The sequence below is a fragment of the Chitinophaga solisilvae genome (assembly GCF_009928525.1).
GTDB lineage: Bacteria > Bacteroidota > Bacteroidia > Chitinophagales > Chitinophagaceae > Chitinophaga > Chitinophaga solisilvae.
This window is the reverse complement of the sequence record NZ_JAABOK010000004.1, coordinates 343,189-362,340: the sequence shown is the minus strand read 5'-3', so window position 1 is coordinate 362,340 and position 19,152 is coordinate 343,189. Positions and strand designations below refer to the sequence as shown.

The 19,152-nt window shown below is 51.7% G+C and carries 7 protein-coding genes; all 7 read left to right on the top strand.

What is annotated here, in order from left to right; genetic code table 11:
• Positions 1-19: 19 nt before the first annotated feature.
• Genes GWG06_RS10095 through GWG06_RS10065 form a run of 7 tightly spaced genes read left to right on the top strand, consistent with a single transcriptional unit; the run spans position 20 to position 19,060 of the window.
• Positions 20-865 carry a 3-hydroxyacyl-CoA dehydrogenase family protein gene (locus GWG06_RS10095; protein WP_160713000.1) on the top strand — a complete coding sequence of 282 codons (846 nt, stop codon included), beginning with the start codon at positions 20-22 and terminating at the stop codon, positions 863-865.
• 45 nt (positions 866-910) lie between these two features.
• Positions 911-1,168 carry an acyl carrier protein gene (locus tag GWG06_RS10090; protein WP_160712998.1) on the top strand — a complete coding sequence of 86 codons (258 nt, stop codon included), beginning with the start codon at positions 911-913 and terminating at the stop codon, positions 1,166-1,168.
• A gap of 3 nt (positions 1,169-1,171) precedes the next feature.
• On the top strand, positions 1,172-2,320 hold the full coding sequence (locus GWG06_RS10085; protein ID WP_160712996.1) for an acyl-CoA dehydrogenase family protein: 1,149 nt from the start codon (positions 1,172-1,174) through the stop codon (positions 2,318-2,320).
• Between the two features lie 9 nt (positions 2,321-2,329).
• Positions 2,330-3,298 carry a 3-oxoacyl-[acyl-carrier-protein] synthase III C-terminal domain-containing protein gene (locus GWG06_RS10080; protein ID WP_160712994.1) on the top strand — a complete coding sequence of 323 codons (969 nt, stop codon included), beginning with the start codon at positions 2,330-2,332 and terminating at the stop codon, positions 3,296-3,298.
• Positions 3,299-3,319: 21 nt separating this feature from the next.
• A complete protein-coding gene (locus GWG06_RS10075; protein WP_160712992.1) occupies positions 3,320-4,393 on the top strand; it encodes an HAD-IIIC family phosphatase in 1,074 nt (357 codons plus the stop codon).
• Positions 4,390-8,226, top strand: a complete 3,837-nt coding sequence (locus GWG06_RS10070; protein ID WP_160712990.1) for a condensation domain-containing protein — start codon at positions 4,390-4,392, stop codon at positions 8,224-8,226. The genes GWG06_RS10075 and GWG06_RS10070 overlap by 4 nt, the downstream gene beginning before the upstream one ends.
• 40 nt (positions 8,227-8,266) lie before the next feature.
• Positions 8,267-19,060, top strand: coding sequence for a non-ribosomal peptide synthetase (locus tag GWG06_RS10065; RefSeq protein ID WP_160712988.1), 10,794 nt, complete (start codon positions 8,267-8,269; stop codon positions 19,058-19,060).
• The last annotated feature ends 92 nt before the right edge of the window (positions 19,061-19,152 follow it).

Here is a 19,152-nt window from a genome sequence, read left to right as displayed (position 1 = left end):
ACCAACAATAAAACCGTACATGACCACTATCAAAACAATTGCTGTAATCGGAGCGGGCGTAATGGGCCAGGGCGTTGCCTACCAGTTTGCCAAATACGGCTACCCCGTGTTACTGACCGACAACTCCGAAGCAGCACTGGAGCATGCCAGAAAGGAGATCCGTAATATCGAAAGACTGGACAGAATGCTGCACAAATCCGCCAGTACCGTAAACGTGCTCGACAAAATCACGTTTACCGCTGACCTGCAGTCCGTATCTGCGGCAGATTACATCATTGAAAATATTACGGAGAATATTTCCCTCAAAGAAAATTTATACCGGCAGCTGAACGGTATCCTGGCAGATCATGCGATTCTCGCTGTAAATACCTCCGCTGTTTCTGTAACCCGGCTGGCCTCCTTCCTGCAACATCCGCAGCAGGTCAACGGTATCCACTTCATGAATCCGGTGCACCTGAAACCTACCGTGGAAGTGATCCGTGGCTATCACACCACCGAAGCTACCATCAGCATCACACAGGAGCTGCTGCAGTCTGTAAAGATGACCGGCGTGGTGGTGAACGATTACCCCGGATTTGTTTCCAACAGGGTATTGATGCTCACCGTGAATGAGGCCGTATTTACCCTGCAGGACGGCGTTGCCACTGTTCCGGATATTGACAAAATATTCCGGGAGTGCTTCGGCCATAAAATGGGGCCACTCGAAACTGCCGACCTCATTGGCCTGGATACCATCCTCTATACCCTCGATGTACTCTTCGCCAGCTACAACGACCCGAAATTCCGTCCCGCTCCCCTCCTCAAAAAGATGGTGGACGCAGGTTTACACGGCAGAAAAAGTAAGGAAGGTTTTTATAAATACTAAGCAGTCATCCAACAAAATACTTCATCACACAAAAGCAATTATTACATGGACACAACAACACAGGCCGGCGCCAGAACAATCATCAGGGAATTTCTCCGTAAACGTGTAGGACAGGATATCCAGTTCAATGACGCCGAAGATATTTTCGCGGCAGGACTTGTCAACTCTCTCTTTGCACTGGAACTGGTCGTATTCCTCGAACAGTCTTTCGATATCACCGTGGAGAATGAAGACCTGAACCTGCAAAATTTCAGCACGGTAGAAAACCTGGAAGCATTTATTCTTAAAAAGAAAGATAAATAACAGATGAACCTGGAATTAACCGCAACACAGCAGGCACTCCGCAAAGAGTTCCGGAGCTTTGTGGATACCGAGCTGCTGCCGTATGCCAATGCATATGACAAGGAAGGCTATATTCCGCTGGAACTTATTCAGCAGCTGGGTGAACAGGGTTACCTGGGCGCTACCCTCCCGGTTGAATACGGCGGCAGAGGCATGGATCAGCTGTCTTACGGATTGCTGAATGAAGAGATAGGCCGCGCCTGTTCTTCTACCCGTAGTCTGATTACAGTACATACTTCACTCACTGCGGAAACCATCCTGCGCTGGGGTACCAAAGGGCAGAAGGAACACTGGCTGCCGTTGCTGGCCAGAGGGCTTAAACTGGCAGCCTTCGGACTATCCGAACCGGATGCCGGCAGCGATACCGCCGGTATCAAAACCAGCTACACGGAGCAGAACGGCAGCTATGAGCTGAATGGTGTAAAGAAATGGATCACGTTTGCGCAGATTGCAGACCTGTATGTCATCGTTGCACGGGGAGAACAGGGCATCACCGCCTTTCTGGTAGAACGTAACACACCGGGGCTGACCATCAAACCCATGGAGGGCATCCTGGGTACGCGCGCTTCCATGATAGCAGAGATACACCTGAAGCATTGTGTGGTGCCGGCAGAGAATATCCTCGGCCGCAAAGGCTGGGGCCTTCCGCAGATTGTGAATACTGCGCTGGACAACGGCCGCTACAGCGTAGCCTGCGGCTCGCTGGGTATAGCCCGCGCCTGCCTGGAAGACAGTATTCAGTACGCCAGAACCCGCCAGCAGTACGGACAGCTGCTGAAAGATCATCAGCTGACCAAACAGAAGATCACCAATATGGTCACAGAAGTGAAGGCCGCCACCCTGCTCTGCCGCAATGCCGGCTTCCTGCGCGACAAAAAGGATCCTGACAGCATTATCCAGACATCGCTGGCCAAGTACCACGCTTCGCGTATAGCCAACACCGTTGCCGCAGACGCCGTACAGTTGCATGGCGCGCTCGGGTGCCACGACAGTCTCTCCATTCAACGCTATTTCCGCGATGCCAGAGTGATGGAAATCATTGAAGGCTCCACAGAAATACAGCAGATACTGATCGCAGACCACAGCATCGCCGGATTAGACACGATTTTATAATTCATCATTATGACAGGTATTCATTCCATTGCCATCTATACACCCGGTACGCCCGTTTCTGTTCAGTCCCTGGAAGAGAAAAACAGCCTGGGAGAAAACGAACTAACCTACTTCAATACCTGCGGTATCAACACCGTATACGATGCAGGCAGCATCAGCAGCTATGCACTGGCGCTGGGCGCCAGCGAAAAACTGCTGCAGGAAACCGGCATCAGTCCGGCTTCCATCGATCTTATCATTTACCTGCAGAGCCGTATGCCGGAACAGTTTATCAGTTCTGAAAGTACACGCCTGCAACAGGATATCGGTGCGCATAATGCCATCAGCTTTGCCATCTCCAACCTGGGATGCGCTGACAGCTCTATGGCGCTGAAGCTCGCAAAAGACCACCTGGCAGCCAACCGCAGCGCATCCAATGTACTGATCTGTTATGGCAACAAACTCATCTCCCGCTACCGCTTCCGGAACCCCGTTACCATTATGGGCGACGGCGGCGTGGCAGCACTGGTTACCAGGAACAGTGAAAACAAAATAGTGGCCGCCGACATTCAGACCAACGGCCGCTACTGGGATCTGTTTAAACTGGAATACCAGCACCTGACGCCTGACCAGTACAGGGAAACGTGTACGGACGTACGAAGATATGGCTTCGAGCTGGCCATCGAAAGTAAAAACAGGTTCCGCGAAATCAATGAAACACTGCTGAGCCGCCAGGGCATTGCCCCGCAGGAGGTGCATCACTACCTGATGCAGAACATTTCCGCCAGGGCATATGAATATTATCAGTCTGCCTTTGACATACAGATCTCACCGGTTTGTGCCATGAATCTGGCGCAATATGGTCACCTGGGTGCAGGCGATATTTTTCTCAACTACCAGACCGGCATCAACGCAGGCCTTTTTCAGAAAGGCGAAAAAGTGCTCATTATGAACAACAGTCCGGTAGCTGCCTGGAGCAGCGTCCTGATTGAAGTGTAAACAACAGCAACAAAACCGTTTATGGAAAACACAGTTAACCGCATAGCAGGCACTCCCTCAGCCAATAACCGGAAAAAACCGGTCAAGTGCGTAGTATGGGATCTCGATCATACCATCTGGCACGGTATCCTTTCTGAAAATGATCAGCTGACATTGAGAAAGGATATTACGGACATTCTGAAAACGTTGGACAGCTGGGGTATCATCAACTCCATCGCCAGCAAAAACAATCATGAAGATGCCATCCGGATGCTGGAAGAATTTGGTATCCGTGAATATTTTCTGTACCCGCAGATTAACTGGGACCTGAAATCCGGCTCCATTGGCAGAATCAGGGAGAAGCTCAACATCGGCATGGATGCCATCGTTTTTATCGATGACCAGCCCTTTGAACGCGACGAGGTAGCCTTTGTACATGAACAGGTACGCTGCCTCGATGTAGACGTTATCGGCAACATCCTGCAGGAGTTCAAACCCCGCTTCATTACAGATGAATCTTCCCTCAGAAGAAAAATGTATATCGACGACGATATCAGAAACCTGGAAGAACAGGAAATCGGCAACAACCGCCAGTTCCTGGAATCGCTGCAACTGGCATTCTCCATACAACCCGCTACCGTCAACGATCTGCAAAGAGTAGAAGAATTAACCATCCGCACCAACCAGCTGAATGCCACCGGCTACTCCTACTCTTATGAGGAACTGGAAGCCCTGCTGAAGTCCCCGGACCATCAGCTGTTTGTAGCAGAGCTGACAGACAAATACGGCTCTTACGGCAAAATCGGTGTGGCTATGGTGGAACGCAACGGAGATACCTGGACACTGAAACTACTGCTCATGTCCTGCCGCGTCATGTCCCGCGGCGTAGGCACCGTACTGCTGCACTATATCATGAACTCCGCACGGGAAAAGGGTTTCCGCCTGGAAGCGGAATTCCTGCCTACAGACCGGAACCGGGTCATGTACATCACCTACAAATTTGCAGGCTTCACCGAGTCCGGTAAGCTGGACAACGGCGGCGTAATCCTGACACACCCCCTGAATGATAATGTTAGTTATCCTGACTATATAAAACTGTCAACACATACATCATGAAAGATATTGCAATCATCGGAATGGCGGGACGATTCCCCGAAGCTGGCAATATTGCCGAACTGCGCAGGAACCTGACAGCAGGAAGAGACAGCGTACGCGAATTTTCCGCTGAAAGGAGATCCGCCACCACCATGGCTCCCGGTAAATCCTTTATGGAAATAGGTTACCTGGAAGACATCGATAAATTCGACTACCGGTTTTTCAATATCTCCCGCGCCGAAGCAGAATATATGGACCCTCATCAGCGGCTGCTGCTGGAAGTGGTGTATGAAACCATTGACAGTTCCGGCTATGCGGCCGACTACTTCCATGGCACCGATACTGCTGTATTCATCGGAGATACCGAACAGGAATACGCACAGCTGGCAGAACGCTTTGACCCTACCATCATCACCGGTAATACCAATGCCACCACTGCCGGCCGTATTGCGCGCTTCTTCAACTTCAGGGGCAACGCCCTTATGCTGGATACCGCCTGCTCTTCTTCCCTGCTGGCGGTGCACATGGCCTGCAATGAACTGCATAGCGGCGATGCCTCCTACGCGCTGGCCTGTGGTGTACGCCTGATACTTTTCCCCGAAGAAAAAACCGGTAATCCGGATCTCGGTATCATGTCCCGCGATGGCAAAACCCGCAGCTTTGCTGCAGATGCAGATGGCGCCGGCGCCGGCGAAGCAGTGGGTTGCGTACTCCTGAAGCCCCTGGACAAAGCGCTGGCAGATAATGATATTATTTACGCCATCATCAAAGGCAGCGCGGCTAACCAGGACGCACAGCTGTCCGGCAGCCTCACCGCCCCCAGCAGCCAGGCACAGTCAGAAGTGATCCGCAAGGTATGGACTAAAGCCGGTATAGCTCCTGCCAGCGTTTCGTATATAGAAGCACATGGCAGCGGCACCAAGCTCGGCGATCCTATTGAGATATCCGGTATTGACATCGCCTTCAGGGGACATACAGCGGAAAAACACTGCTGCGCAGTGTCTTCCATCAAAAGTAATATCGGCCATACCGGAAGCGCAGCGGGCATTTCCGGCCTGATAAAAGCAGTGCTCTCCCTCCAGCATAAGGAACTGTATCCTTCGGTACATTTCCATCAGCCCAATCCGTTCATTGACTTTAAAAATTCAGTGACCTACGTCAACGCGGCCTATACTGCCTGGGACGCTCCCTTTCCGAGAAGAGCGGGCGTCAGCTCCTTCGGCCTCAGCGGCACCAACTGCCACATACTGCTGGAAGAAGCGCCGGCAACCGGCAGCCAGGATGAAGATACCGGTATGCATATATTCAGTTTCTCTGCCCGCACGGAAAAAAGCCTGCAGACATACCTGCATAAATTCGGCAGCTACCTGTCAGAGCCTGGCAGCGCCGCATTACCCGACATCAGCTATACGTTAAGTACCGGCCGCAATCATTACCCTTACCGGGTTTCCCTGATAGCCGACTCAAAAGCATCGCTGTGGCGTCAGCTCTCTGCCGCCGCCATCACCACGGTGAAAGAACCGGTGAAGAAGATCATATTCCTTTTCTCCGGAGATGCAGTGGTCAGCACACAGCTGCTGACGGAAATCACCGGCACTTACCCGGAGATAAAAAAATATGCAGACGAATGCGCACCATATTATACCACCGCTACAGACGCCATCCGCAGATTTGTATTGCAGTATGCCCTGTACCGCTTCGCTGAAGAAAGAGGACTGATTACCTCTGACCTGCTGGGCGTAGGCACCGGCGACCTTGTTGTGGCGGTAGCCCTTCAGGAACTTACCCTCGAAGAAGCCCTGCAGCAATGCAATTCCGCCGACACTACCTTCTCCTCCCTGGAACAGAAACTGACAGGGCTGATCGAAAGGGAAACGGCAGACTCCCGCGTGCTGTTCCTGGAGCTGGGACCGGAAGGATGCCTGTCTGCCGGACTCCGTACCATCAACTATCCGGATAAGGCATTCCTCTATCAGGTAGCCTGCGTAAATACCTCCCCGCTGGAGATAGCACAAACGCTATACCTCCAGCAGTTTGAGGCAGACTGGCAAAAATATGCAGCAGCAGAAAAAGGCCGTAAGGCTATACTGCCTGCCTATCAGTTTGAAAAACTGCGCTGCTGGCTGAGAGAGCTGTTACCACAGGAAAATATCCTTCCCGATGTAACGGCCCCCGTAGCTCCCGCCCAGCCAACAGCTATGTCTTCCGCAACAACAGATCCCGCTGTGGTACAGGCTATCCTGCGTGATGACTGGACGCCTACCGAGAAGAAGATCGCCGCCATCTGGATTGACGTATTAAAGCTGGAATCACTTTCCCTCCAGGATGATTTCTTCCGCCTGGGCGGCCACTCCCTGATGGCCACCCGTGTTATTTCCATTATCGAAAAAGAATTCGGGCTGAAACTGATCTTCAAAGACATATTTGCCTTTGCTACTGTCAAAACCCTTGCTGCCAGCGTGGACGAGCTGGTTGCCAACGGCACGCAGCGGATAACGTATAAGGCTATACGTCCTGCGGCGCCGCAGGAACATTACCCGCTGGCAGAAGCGCAGCTGCGCCTCTGGTTAATACAGCAGAACTACAGCGACACGCTGGTGTATAACCTGCCTGCTGTCTGGCAGCTGGATGGCGCACCTGACTTCGGCCGGCTGGAAGCCGCCTTCCAGGCGCTATGCGACCGGCATGAAAGTCTGCGTACCAGCTTCCATGAAAAAAATGCAACACCCGTACAGGTCATCCAACCTGCTGTACAATTCAAGCTGCAGGCCATCAACAGCCACGAGTCGCCGGAAGCTATCAGAGACGCCTTCGTACAGCCGTTTGATCTCACCCAGGCGCCGCTGCTGCGGGCAGGTGTAGCCACACTTTCAGACAACAGACACCTGCTGCTGTTCGACATGCACCATATCATTTCAGACGGACTGTCACTCGGCGTGCTGCTGTCAGAACTGATACAGCTGTATCACCGCCAGACGCCTTCGCCACTGAAAATACAGTACAAGGATTTTGTGATGTGGCAGCATGAATTATTCAACAACGGTGCACTCGCTGCACCGGAGCAGTTCTGGCTGCAGCAGCTCTCCGGCAACCTGCCGGTGTTACAGCTGCCCGTGGATAAGCCCCGCGGGACTGTACAGGCATTCGCCGGCGCTAAATTACATTTCGATATTCCTGCTGAAGTAGTGCAACAGGTACAGGCCCTCTCTGCATCTACAGGCACTACACCTTTTATGGTGTTGCTGGCAGCCTATAACATTATGCTGCATAAATACAGCGGACAGGAAGAGATCATCGTAGGCTCTCCTATTGCAGGCCGCTCCCACAGCGATCTGGACAATGTGATCGGGATGTTCGTCAATACGCTGGTATTAAGAAACAGGCCGGCAGCAGATAAAACTTTTATGCAGTTCCTGGCAGAAGTAAAGGAAAATTCCCTGAATGCATATGAACACCAGGATTATCCTTTTGCCAGACTGGTGGAAAAACTGAATCCGGTAACGGAACCATCACGGAACCCGTTGTTTGATGCAGTATTCGTATTGCAGAATATCGATATTCCGGCCATGCGCCTGGATAATATCACGGTAACGCCTTATCCGCTGAATACTGCCACCGCACAGTTCGACCTTACGATGGAGGTCAACGAAAAAGCCGGCAACTGGCCGGTAAAGCTGGAATACAATACCATGTTGTTTGAAGAAGAATCCATACTACTGATAAAAGAGCGGTTCATGGCGCTGTTGCAGGATATACTGCAACATCCGGCATACCATATCCATGAATTTTCATTCAAGCTTCCGGAAGAAAATACCCAGGAAGCAGATGATCTGAATTTTGCCTTTAATTTTTAAACGGAAACATGTCTCGTCCCGCAAAAAACCTTGTTTAATTATGAACACCTCTCTTCAATTAAAAATTGCCACTGATTACTGGGTGGAAAAAGCCGGCAGGCAGGAGCTGATTGCAGTCAGCCCCGTTAATACGCCTGCGGCAACGGAAACACGTCATGCATACACTTTAATATTTCAGGACCCTACCGCCGCTGCGCTGAAGAAAGTCTGCAACGACCAGGATACTGCCATCTATGCGTTCCTGGCTACGGGACTATTCCTGCTGCTGCATAAATATACCGGCGCTGATTCCCTGCTGGCTGCTGGTCCGGCTCCTGTGTTATCCGGTGGAAGCCCGTCAGTATCACCGCTGTTCCTCAGCGCACAGGTGCTGCCCTCCAGTACGGTCAGACAACTACTGCAGTCTTTCCAGGAAGAACTTAAAGCAGCATACCGTCACAGGGATTATCCGTTTGAGAAATTTACGGAGCGGTACGAAACCCTGACAGGTCCGGTATCATCCCTTTTTAATTATTCATTTTCCTATCTGCCGCTGACAGGAAAAAATATTTATCAGCCACAATCTTTGCTGGCATTTGATTTCAGGCGTACAGAAAATTCCTTTGCGCTGGAAATACAGGGTGCCGGCAGTTATGCTCCCTGGTTTATTACACAGATGGCTACGCATATGGAAAGTATCCTGCAGGTCATCACCGCACAACCAGCCATCACGGTTGCAGGAATCGATTTTCTGTCTGCCGCGGAAAAACAGTTGTTGCTGGAAACATTCAATGATACTGCCGTTGATTATCCGGAGCAGCATCTCACTGTTTCACAGTTGTTCGAAAAACAGGCAGCACTGCATCCTGCACAGCCGGCCGTAGTATATGGCAACAAAACCCTTTCCTACAGCGAACTACAGCTTCAGGCGCTACAGGTAGCCACCCTGCTGAAAGAAAGAAATATAGGTAAAGGAGATGTAGTTGCACTCGTATGCGACCGCTCTGAAAAGATGATTACCGGTATGCTGGGTATTCTCAAATCCGGCGCAGCCTACCTGCCCGTGGATGCTAATTACCCGGATGACCGCATCCATTTTATATTGCAGGACAGCCAGGCAAAAATGATCCTCACCACGCAGCAGGTGATGCAGCAGAAAGCAGATTGCTTTCGTAACGACAGCAGCCGCATCCTGCTGCTGGACAGTATTACCGGCGATGATACCCTGGCGGATTTCACGGTAGCGCATACTCCGGATGATACCGCCTATATCATCTACTCCTCCGGTTCCACCGGCCGTCCTAAAGGCATTGCGATAAAACAGGGCAGCGCTGCTAACCTGGTACTGACCTACCAGCAGCATTTCCGGTCCGGTATTAACATCACCGACCGCGTGCTGGCACTTGCCAACATCTCCTTTGACGCCAGCATCGTCGAATTCTTCATGACGCTCACCAGCGGTGCTACCCTGGTAGTGCTGGATGAAGACGATCTGTTTGATGCCGGCCGCCTGGCCGCATTCCTGAAAAAGCAGCAGATCACCCATGCCTATATTCCACCGGTATTGCTGAAAGATCTCTACGATCAGCTGCAGCAGAACAATACCCCCATTGCCCTCAACAAATTATTCGTGGGAGTGGAAGCGATCAAAGACACGCTGCTGTATAACTACTGCACACTTATTCCGGGTCTGGAAATCCTCAATGCGTATGGTCCTGCAGAGACCACCGTTTTCTGCAGCGCACTCAGGTATGAGCCCCTTCCTCCTTCCGGCGAAAATGTATCCATCGGCAAACCGGTGGGCAATCAGCGGGTATATATCCTGAACGATGCCCTGCAACCCGTTCCTGCCGGTGTTCCGGGCGAAATATGTATTGCTGGTGCAGGCGTCGCTTCCGGCTATCTTAACAACGAAGCGCTGACGGCAGAGAAATTTGTAGCAGATCCTTTCCATAGCGGACAAAAGATGTACCGCTCCGGAGATCTGGGCAGATGGACGCAGGATGGTAATATCATCTTCATCGGCAGAAAAGATAACCAGGTAAAAATCCGCGGTTACCGCATAGAGCCGGGAGAAATAGCCAGCGTACTACTGAATCATCCTGCGGTGGATAAAGTAGTAGTAGGGCCACTGGAAGATGAATACAGCAATAAATATCTCTGCGCCTGGATCGTTCCTGCCGGGCCCGTTGTTATGACAGAACTGCATACCTACCTGGCCGGTATCCTGCCGGAATACATGATTCCCGCCAGGTTTATGCTGCTGAAGGACATACCCGTCACTGCCAACGGCAAAACCGATATGCGCAGATTACCACGGCCGGAAGAAGAAATACGTGTGCTTACTGCCGAAGATATGCCCGCAGATGCCCTGGAAGAAAGGCTGCTGGCCATCTGGCAGGAGCTCTTGCATGTTTCTCCTGTCAGCGTGAAGGATAACTTCTTTCAGCTGGGCGGACATTCCCTCAAAGCTGCCAGGCTCATCACCATCATACTCCGCGAACTGCAGGTAGAAATTCCGTTACGGCAGATGTTCGTCAACAACAGCATCCGGCAGCTGGCAGCCTTTATCAGGCAGACAGAAAAAGCCGTTCAGCTGGAAATCCCCGTGGCTGCTGATGCCACACAGGCGCCCGCATCCTTTGCACAAACGGGTCTGTATCTCAGTTACATGCTGAATCCTGCCGCCACCAACTATAACGTGCCATCTATCCTGCAGGTAAAAGGCGAAGTGGATACCGGTAAACTGGAAGCTGCACTGCAGCAGCTGATCGCCAGACATGCCGTACTCAGAACCAGTTTCAGCTTTACGGATGAAACCATCCGCCAGCACATTACTACAGATGCCGCCTTCTCACTCTCCGTGATACAGGATGCACATCCTGATCCCCGGCAGTACTTCAATAATTTCGTACGTCCGTTTGAGTTAAGTCAGGCGCCATTGCTGCGGGGCCTGTTCATTCAGCAAAGCAACAACGCGGGCTTCCTCCTGCTGGACACGCACCATATCATCTGCGATGGTATTTCCATGGAAGTTTTCCTCCAGGAACTGATGGCGCTGTATCACGGGGAGGCCCTCCAGCCGCTGAAAATACAGTTCCACGATTATGCCGCCTGGTTACAGCAGTACAGCCGCAGCCATGCTTTTGAAAAGAACCGGCAGTACTGGATGGAATTATTTGCAGATAAAGATACGTCGCTGGAACTGCCTGCAGACTATCCCCGTTCCAAAGAAAAAAATCTGGAAGGCGGTCTGCACCTGACACATATAGATAAAACCCTGGCTGCACAGCTGAAACAATTCGTCAACGAACAGGGCAGTTCTCTTTTCCTGCTGACGCTGGCAGCCTACAACCTGCTGCTGTCAAGCTATTCAGGCAAACAGAACATAGTGGTGGGCACTCCGGTGGCTGGCCGTATTCACCCTGACCTGGATCATCTGCTGGGCATGTTCGTGAATACGCTGCCGGTTAAATCCAGCCTGGATCCGCAGCAACCTTTCACGGCTTTCCTGGAACAGCTCCGGAATACTTTCTTCACCGCGCTGGATCATCAGCTGTACCCGATGGATGAACTGGCGGAAAAGCTGGAACTGGTGCGGACAACAGACGCCAATCCGCTGTTCGGCACCCTCTTCAGTTACCGCAATGCAGAGCCGCATCCGGCCGCGACGGGCAATATCTCCCTTCATCCCGTGGATATGGGCTGGAGCGATATAGGCGTGAAAGCAGACATCTCTGCATCCGTTGTTACCGACGGAGAAGAAATAGCGCTCATCTTCAGCTATGCCAAAAGCCTGTTCAGATTATCCACCATTGAAAAGATGGCGGAAAATTTCATCGCTATCCTCCGTACGATAGCCACAGCGCCGTCACAAACCATCGCAGCCATCAGCGCTGCAGTAGATACTGCCAGCCAGGATGCGCCGCCGGTAGAAGACAGCCAGGCGATGCTTCGCTACCTGGAACTGGATGAAAACATCTATGAAGATGCCTATCCGCTGAATGCCACACAACGCGATGTTGCCATCAGCAGCCTGCTGGATCCGGAAAACTACCGGCTCCGCATGCTCTATTACTTCGATATATATGAGCCGGTAGCTGCTGCCGCATGGGAAGCAGCCATGAAAACCATTACACAACAGGAAGTGACCATGCGTTCCGCGCTCATCACCAAAGAGAGCACTATCTATCAGGCCGTGCTCAGGGAAGGGCCCCTGCATTTTCAGTATGATGATATCAGCGGAAAAATAACAGCTGAAAACAGTATACTGTCTGTCGTAGAGCAATACGGCGAAAGCCAGGACCTGGAGCTGCCGTATTTTAAGCATTACCTGCTTAAAGTGAGCGACCAGCATTACATCGCTTTAATGAGTGCGCACCACGTATTTACAGATGGTATCACTATCAGGCTGATGTTTGAGAAAGCGTACAAAACGTATCAGGAGCTGCAGGCCGGATTGCCTGTCAGCCTTACACCACAGGCGCCTTTCCGCGTCAGCGTGATGGAACAGCTGGCAAAATTTGATACTGCAGCGGTAGAAACCTACTGGCGTCAGCGGTTGTCTGCCGTGCAACCGCTTACCTACAACGGGGCGCTGGCAACGGAAGACAACATCATCAACGAGCAGCTGGAAGTCAACGGCGCCACGGCACGGCAGATATCGCAATACTGTGCACAGCACGGCATTCAGCCGCATCTCTTCTTCAAGGCAGCCTTTACGCTGCTGACCCGGTACTACTGCGGAGCCGATTATGATTTCTGTATCCGGGAGAACATTGCAGGCCGTAACAAGGAGGAGATGAACAGATCAGGAACCCACTCCTTCGTATATCCGTTGCTGATAGAACGGTCCTTTTTCACGGACACCGCTACTTTCCCGGAACTATGTGCCCATCTGTATCAGCAGAAAAAGGCGTCCGGCCATATGAGATTTATCTCCCTGGGATTACAGAATAGTATCATCGGGCAGGAGAAATTATCTTTCTACTATAACTATCAGCATTTCATAGTACCGGATACAGCAAGTAAAACAGGCGTTATCCGTGGCGTCTATCACATACTGGATAATCAGCTGGAGTTAAGGGTACTGGAGCTGCCAGACGGATTTACGCTCAAACTAGATTACAACGAAAAAATATTCAGCGGGGCAGGATTTCTTCACCGCCTGCAACATATCTTCAGTCAGGTACTGCAGACAGATATGCCGCTGCGAGAGGTACAATACCTGCATACAGCAGAGCTGCAGCAGCTTCATGAAATGGGTATACACAACGGCAGTAAGACAGACAAGAACATTCCTGAATTGTTTGCCGCACAGGTAAAACGGCATCCGGATAATGTGGCAGTAGTTTTTAAAGAGCAACAACTCACCTACGCCGCGCTGGACAAAGCCACGGATGCAGTAGCCGCATACCTGCAGCAGCAGGGCATTACAGCCGGAGACATCGTCGGTATCATGGTGGATCGTTCCGAGTGGATGATTGTCGGAGTACTCGGCGTACTGAAGGCCGGAGCAGCCTACCTGCCGATAGACACCTCCTATCCGCCGGAAAGAATCCGGTACATGCTGGAGGATTGTGCAACAAAAGTTTTGCTGACACAGTCTGCCTGGACATCCATGCATCCTTCATCCGTGCTGATAGAAGATATTTCCGCTACCGGTGCACGGCCTGCGCCTGTCACTATTCTACCGGAGCAGCTGGCCTATGTGATCTATACTTCCGGCACTACCGGCAATCCCAAAGGCGTCATGGTAGAACATCGTGCATTAAGCAATATTGACCACGCCTGGCGGATGGCATATCAGCTGGATACGTTTACGCCGCGCCTGTTGCAGATGGCTGGTTTCTCCTTCGACGTATTCACCGGCGATGTGGTACGCATCCTCAGCAACGGTGGTTGCCTGGTGATCTGTCCGGCTGAAACCCGGCTGGATCCCGCTTCTGTATACGACCTCCTTTCCACGCACGGTATCAATGTGCTGGAGTCCACGCCGGCACTGGTCATGCCGTTGATGGACTACATCATCGAAGAACGGCTGGACCTCCCCCTGCTGAAGCTGCTGATTGTAGGGTCAGACACTATTTCTCTGCCTGCCTTCAAAAAACTGGTGGATCATCTTTCTCCCGGCATCCGCGTACTTAACAGCTACGGTGTTACGGAAACCTGTATCGACGCCGGTTTCTATGAAACTACCTCTGCAGCGCTGCCGGCAGCAGGTAATACCCCGGTGGGTAAACCGCTGGTCAACTACAGCTATTTCATCAGCAATGCGCTGCAGCAACGTGCCTTACCGGGGCAGGCGGGCGAGCTGTGGATAGGCGGAACAGGTGTGGCCAGAGGCTATATCAACAAGCCGGAAATTACGGCACAGAAATTCATCACCGATCCGTACACCCGGGAACGGGTTTACAGAACCGGAGATCTTGCGCGATGGCTGCCGGACGGCAACCTCGAATTCATCGGCCGCAGCGATAACCAGGTGAAGGTGCGCGGTTTCCGGATAGAACTGCAGGAAATTGAAAATGCGCTGCTCCGCGATCCGGAGATCAGAGAAGTGGTAGTAACCGTATACGGAGCTGAACAGGAAAAAGAGCTGGTGTGCTGGTATGTCAGCCATTCCGGCAATCCCGCCACAGACATCAAAAACAGGTTGCAGCAGCAGTTACCGGAACATATGATACCTTCCTGGTTCATTCCGCTGGAACAGCTGCCGGTAACGCATAACGGGAAGGTAGACAGAAAAGCACTGCAGGACCCGCTCTCCCATATCGATCAGCAACGCGCCGTAAACGATGTACCTGCCACACCTGCAGAAACGATGCTGCTGGCCATCTGGCAGGATATACTGAAAAGAAATAAAATCGGCGTGCATGATAATTTCTTCGAGATGGGCGGACAGTCGCTCCGCGCGATGGTACTGGTTTCCCGTATCCGCAAGGCTACTGCAGCCAATATCTCTCTGAAAGATATATTCAGGTATCCTACTATCAGCAAGCTGGCAGCGTATATCGACCAGGCAGTTGCCGGCAGTTATACACCTATTCCGAAAGCGCCGGTACAGGAATACTACCCGCTCTCTTCTGCACAGAAAAGAGTGTTTGTCATCAGTCATTTCAAGGGCGCAGAGATCAGCCATAACATCTGCGGTGGCTTACGCATACAGGGGCCATTGGATGCAGACAGGCTGGAAGCAGCTTTCCAGGCGATGACAGACAGGCATGAAAGTCTCCGTACCGCTTTCGTACTCGTCAATGACGAACCGGTACAGGTAATCCACGACCATGTGAACTTCCACCTGGAACGTACCCGCGGCAGCGAGGCAGATACTTCAGCAGCCACCGCTGCCTTCATCCGCAGCTTTAACCTCGCAGAAGCGCCGCTGCTGCGTGCCGCCGTAATGGAAATATCTGCTGAAGATCATCTGCTGCTGTATGATATACATCACATCATCAGCGATGAAGTATCTACCGGCAATTTCTTCCGTGAACTGTGGGCGCTATACAACCATACAGCCTTACCCGCATTGTCTGTTCAATACAAGGACTATGTAGCCTGGCAGCAAACCCTTTCCGGCAACGGTCTTATAGCGAAACAGAAACAATACTGGCTACAGCAGCTGCAGGGCGAACTGCCGGTGATTGACCTGCCATCTGACGCGCCGAGGCCACTTGCGCAGACATTTGACGGCAATGTACATGTCCTGGAACTCAGCGAGGATCTGGTAACACAGGCGACCGGCTTTATCGCTGCACGTGGTATTACCATGAACATGCTGATGCTGGCGGTGTACAATATACTCGTATCCAAATACACTTCGCTGGAAGACATCGTGATAGGCACGCCGGTAGCTGGTCGTACCCATGCCGACCTCGAACAGGTAATCGGCATGTTCGTCAACACGCTGGCTATCCGCAGCTATCCATCTGCAGAAAAAACATTTGAAGATTTCCTGCTGGAGATAAAAACAACAGCGTTGGCAGCTTTCGAAAACCAGGATTATCCTTTTGAAGAACTGGTAGAATCGCTGCAGCTGAAAAGAGATCCCAGCCGCAACCCGGTGTTCGATCTGCTCTTTCAGTTCATCAGCCACCAGCCGGTGGAAAGCCAGGGTGCGCTGTCATTCAGGCCGCATCCGATGCAGGTGAATATTGCCAAATTTGATCTTACTTTCTTTACCGTTCAATCCGGCAGTAATATCGCGCTGATGCTCAACTACAACACCAATCTGTTTACCGAAGCCTCTATGCAGCGGCTGGCGCATCATTTCAGGCATATCCTGACACAGGTGCTGGCAGCTCCGCAGCAACAGCTGAAACAGATTGTGCTGGCTGATGAAGCGGAAACCCTCCTGCTGAAAGCCTTTGGCGGCAGTCCGGATGTTAATGCGCCGCGGCTTACCATTCCTGAAGTATGGAAAGAGATCGTGCAGCAACATGCCGCCGCCACCGCCGTGGAAACTACCAGCGGCAGCATCACCTTCGGGGAACTGGATGAAAAATCCACCGCACTTGCGATCTGCCTGCAGGAAACATATCAGGTAAAAACCGGCGATAAAGTAGCGCTGATGCTGCAGCGTACGACCGACATGCCGGTAACGCTCATGGCTATACTGAAAACCGGCGCCGCCTATGTGCCGGTAGATCCGCAGTTCCCGGCACAGCGTATTGAATACATTCTCAGCAACAGCGGCTGTACCATGATCGTAGCTGACAAGGACTACAGCTACAACTTACCATTGCTGAATATTCACACCGCGCGGGAAGCTACGCACCGTCAGGAACTGCTGCCGGTAAACATTTCGCCTGACGACCTCGCCTATATCATTTATACCTCCGGTTCCACCGGGGTACCCAAAGGCGCTATGCTGGAACATGTGAACCTGACCAGCTTTGTCCGCAACCTGGAACCGGTATACGGCTTCCGTCCCGGCGACAAAATGCTGGCCATCAGTAATATCACCTTCGACCTCTCCGTCATGGAAATACTGGGCAGCCTGCTCACCGGAGTATGTGTACTGCTTGCAGGCGATGAGGAGCTGAATGACTTCCCGAAGATAGTAGATATGATACGCACGCGCCAGGTGAACATCGTACAGATGACGCCATCCCGCTTCCTGCTGTTCCTGCAATCTACCGGCCTGAGTTTCCTGCATAGTGTGAAAACGGTGGTCACAGGCGGAGAGCCGGTGCCACGCGAATTATTCAGGGGACTGAGGAGATATAAACACCTGCGCGTATTCACCAGCTGCGGCCCGACGGAAACCACTATTTACAGCACCACCGATGAAGTAAAGGACGACCGTATCACCATCGGTAAACCGCTGCTGAACGAACAGGTGCTCATCGTCGGCGACCATGGCCAGCTGCAGCCTGTCAATGTAGTCGGCGAAATTTATATCGCCGGTTCCGGTGTAGGCAGAGGCTATTGCAACCAGGAAGCGCTGACGGCAGAGAAGTTTTTCCGGGATGAAAATCTTTCTACAGAAAGAATATATAAATCCGGAGATCTCGGCAGATGGCTGGCAGACGGACGTATTGAATGTATCGGCAGAAAAGATACACAGATAAAGCTGAAAGGCTATCGTATAGAACTGGGAGAAATTGAAAATGCACTGGCAAAGATGGAAAACATCCGGGTAACCGCTGCCATCATCACCACCGTCAACGGTGAAAAACAGATTGCTACCTTCTATGAATCAGAGCGGGAATACGGCTACTCCACCGTGCGCGCATTCCTGGCGGATCTTTTGCCCAGCTATATGCTGCCGCTGTTCTGTATCCGTGTAGAGAAAATGCCGCTGACCAGCAGCGGTAAAATAGACCGGAAAGCGCTGGATGTGCTGGCGCAACAGCAGCAGGCCGCTGAACGGCCGTTTGAAGAACCCGCAGGGCCCATTCAGAAAGCACTGGCCGCCATCTGGAAGGATGCCCTGCAGCTGGAACGTGTCGGCACAACCGATAACTTCTTCGAGCTGGGTGGCAATTCCATCAAACTGATTCAGGTATTGAACCGGATCAAGAAGGAGCTGGACGTGAATATACCGCTGACAACCGCATTCACCTACCCGACCATCAAAGCGCTGGCAGAGAAGATAACGATGATCAATGAATTTGGCAGCGTCTCTGCAGAAGAATTCTATTCCGTTGTAAATCCCGGAAAAGAAAAAACGATCTTCTTCTTCCCGCCCGCCATTGGTTATTCCTTCATCTACACCGCACTGGCAGAGTATTTCCCTGACTATACCCTCTGCTGCTTCCACTTCTTTGAACAGGAAGACAGAACAGCGCAATACATCCAGGTGATGCAGGAACTACAGCCGGAAGGACCGCTTACCTTCGCAGGATATTCCGCGGGCGGTAACTTTGCCTTCGAAATAACAAAGGACACAGAAGCCGCCGGCAGGGAAGTTTCCGATCTCATCATGATTGACAGCTATTGCAGGCATATAGCAAAGGCCAAAACAAAAGAAGAGCTGGATGCCACCGTAGAGGCCTACTACAGAATTGTAGACTGGTCTATCTTCTCCGTAACACCTGACTACCTGGAAACGCTGAAGAAAAATACGATGAGCAAAATTGCCGGCTATACCACCTATATGAACGGTAAAACAGATGACGGTACTACCAATGCCCACATTCATCTGCTGATGTCAAAAGAAGAATGGAAAGCTGCCGAAGTATCGCGCAACTGGAGCGAAAACAGTACCTCCGGCTTCCATACCTACGATGGCACCGGCCTGCATCCTGAGATGTTTAATCCGGAATTTATTACCCACAACGCAGGGGTGATTGCCGGTATTATGCAACAAATTCAGCAAAGAGCTGAGATGCAGGAACACGTGATGCAATAGAATTACGAATTGCGAATTGCGAATTACGAATGTAGAAGCGAAGCGCTAACCGAAGATGATAGAGAGATAACTATTAAATGTCCTCCTTTCAT

What these genes read in the sequence shown, in the direction of transcription:
- GWG06_RS10080 (WP_160712994.1), top strand. Translation starts at nt 2,330, where the DNA reads ATGACAGGTATTCATTCCATTGCCATCTATACACCCGGTACGCCCGTT.
- GWG06_RS10065 (WP_160712988.1), top strand. Translation starts at nt 8,267, where the DNA reads ATGAACACCTCTCTTCAATTAAAAATTGCCACTGATTACTGGGTGGAA.
- GWG06_RS10095 (WP_160713000.1), top strand. Translation starts at nt 20, where the DNA reads ATGACCACTATCAAAACAATTGCTGTAATCGGAGCGGGCGTAATGGGC.
- GWG06_RS10075 (WP_160712992.1), top strand. Translation starts at nt 3,320, where the DNA reads ATGGAAAACACAGTTAACCGCATAGCAGGCACTCCCTCAGCCAATAAC.
- GWG06_RS10090 (WP_160712998.1), top strand. Translation starts at nt 911, where the DNA reads ATGGACACAACAACACAGGCCGGCGCCAGAACAATCATCAGGGAATTT.
- GWG06_RS10085 (WP_160712996.1), top strand. Translation starts at nt 1,172, where the DNA reads ATGAACCTGGAATTAACCGCAACACAGCAGGCACTCCGCAAAGAGTTC.
- GWG06_RS10070 (WP_160712990.1), top strand. Translation starts at nt 4,390, where the DNA reads ATGAAAGATATTGCAATCATCGGAATGGCGGGACGATTCCCCGAAGCT.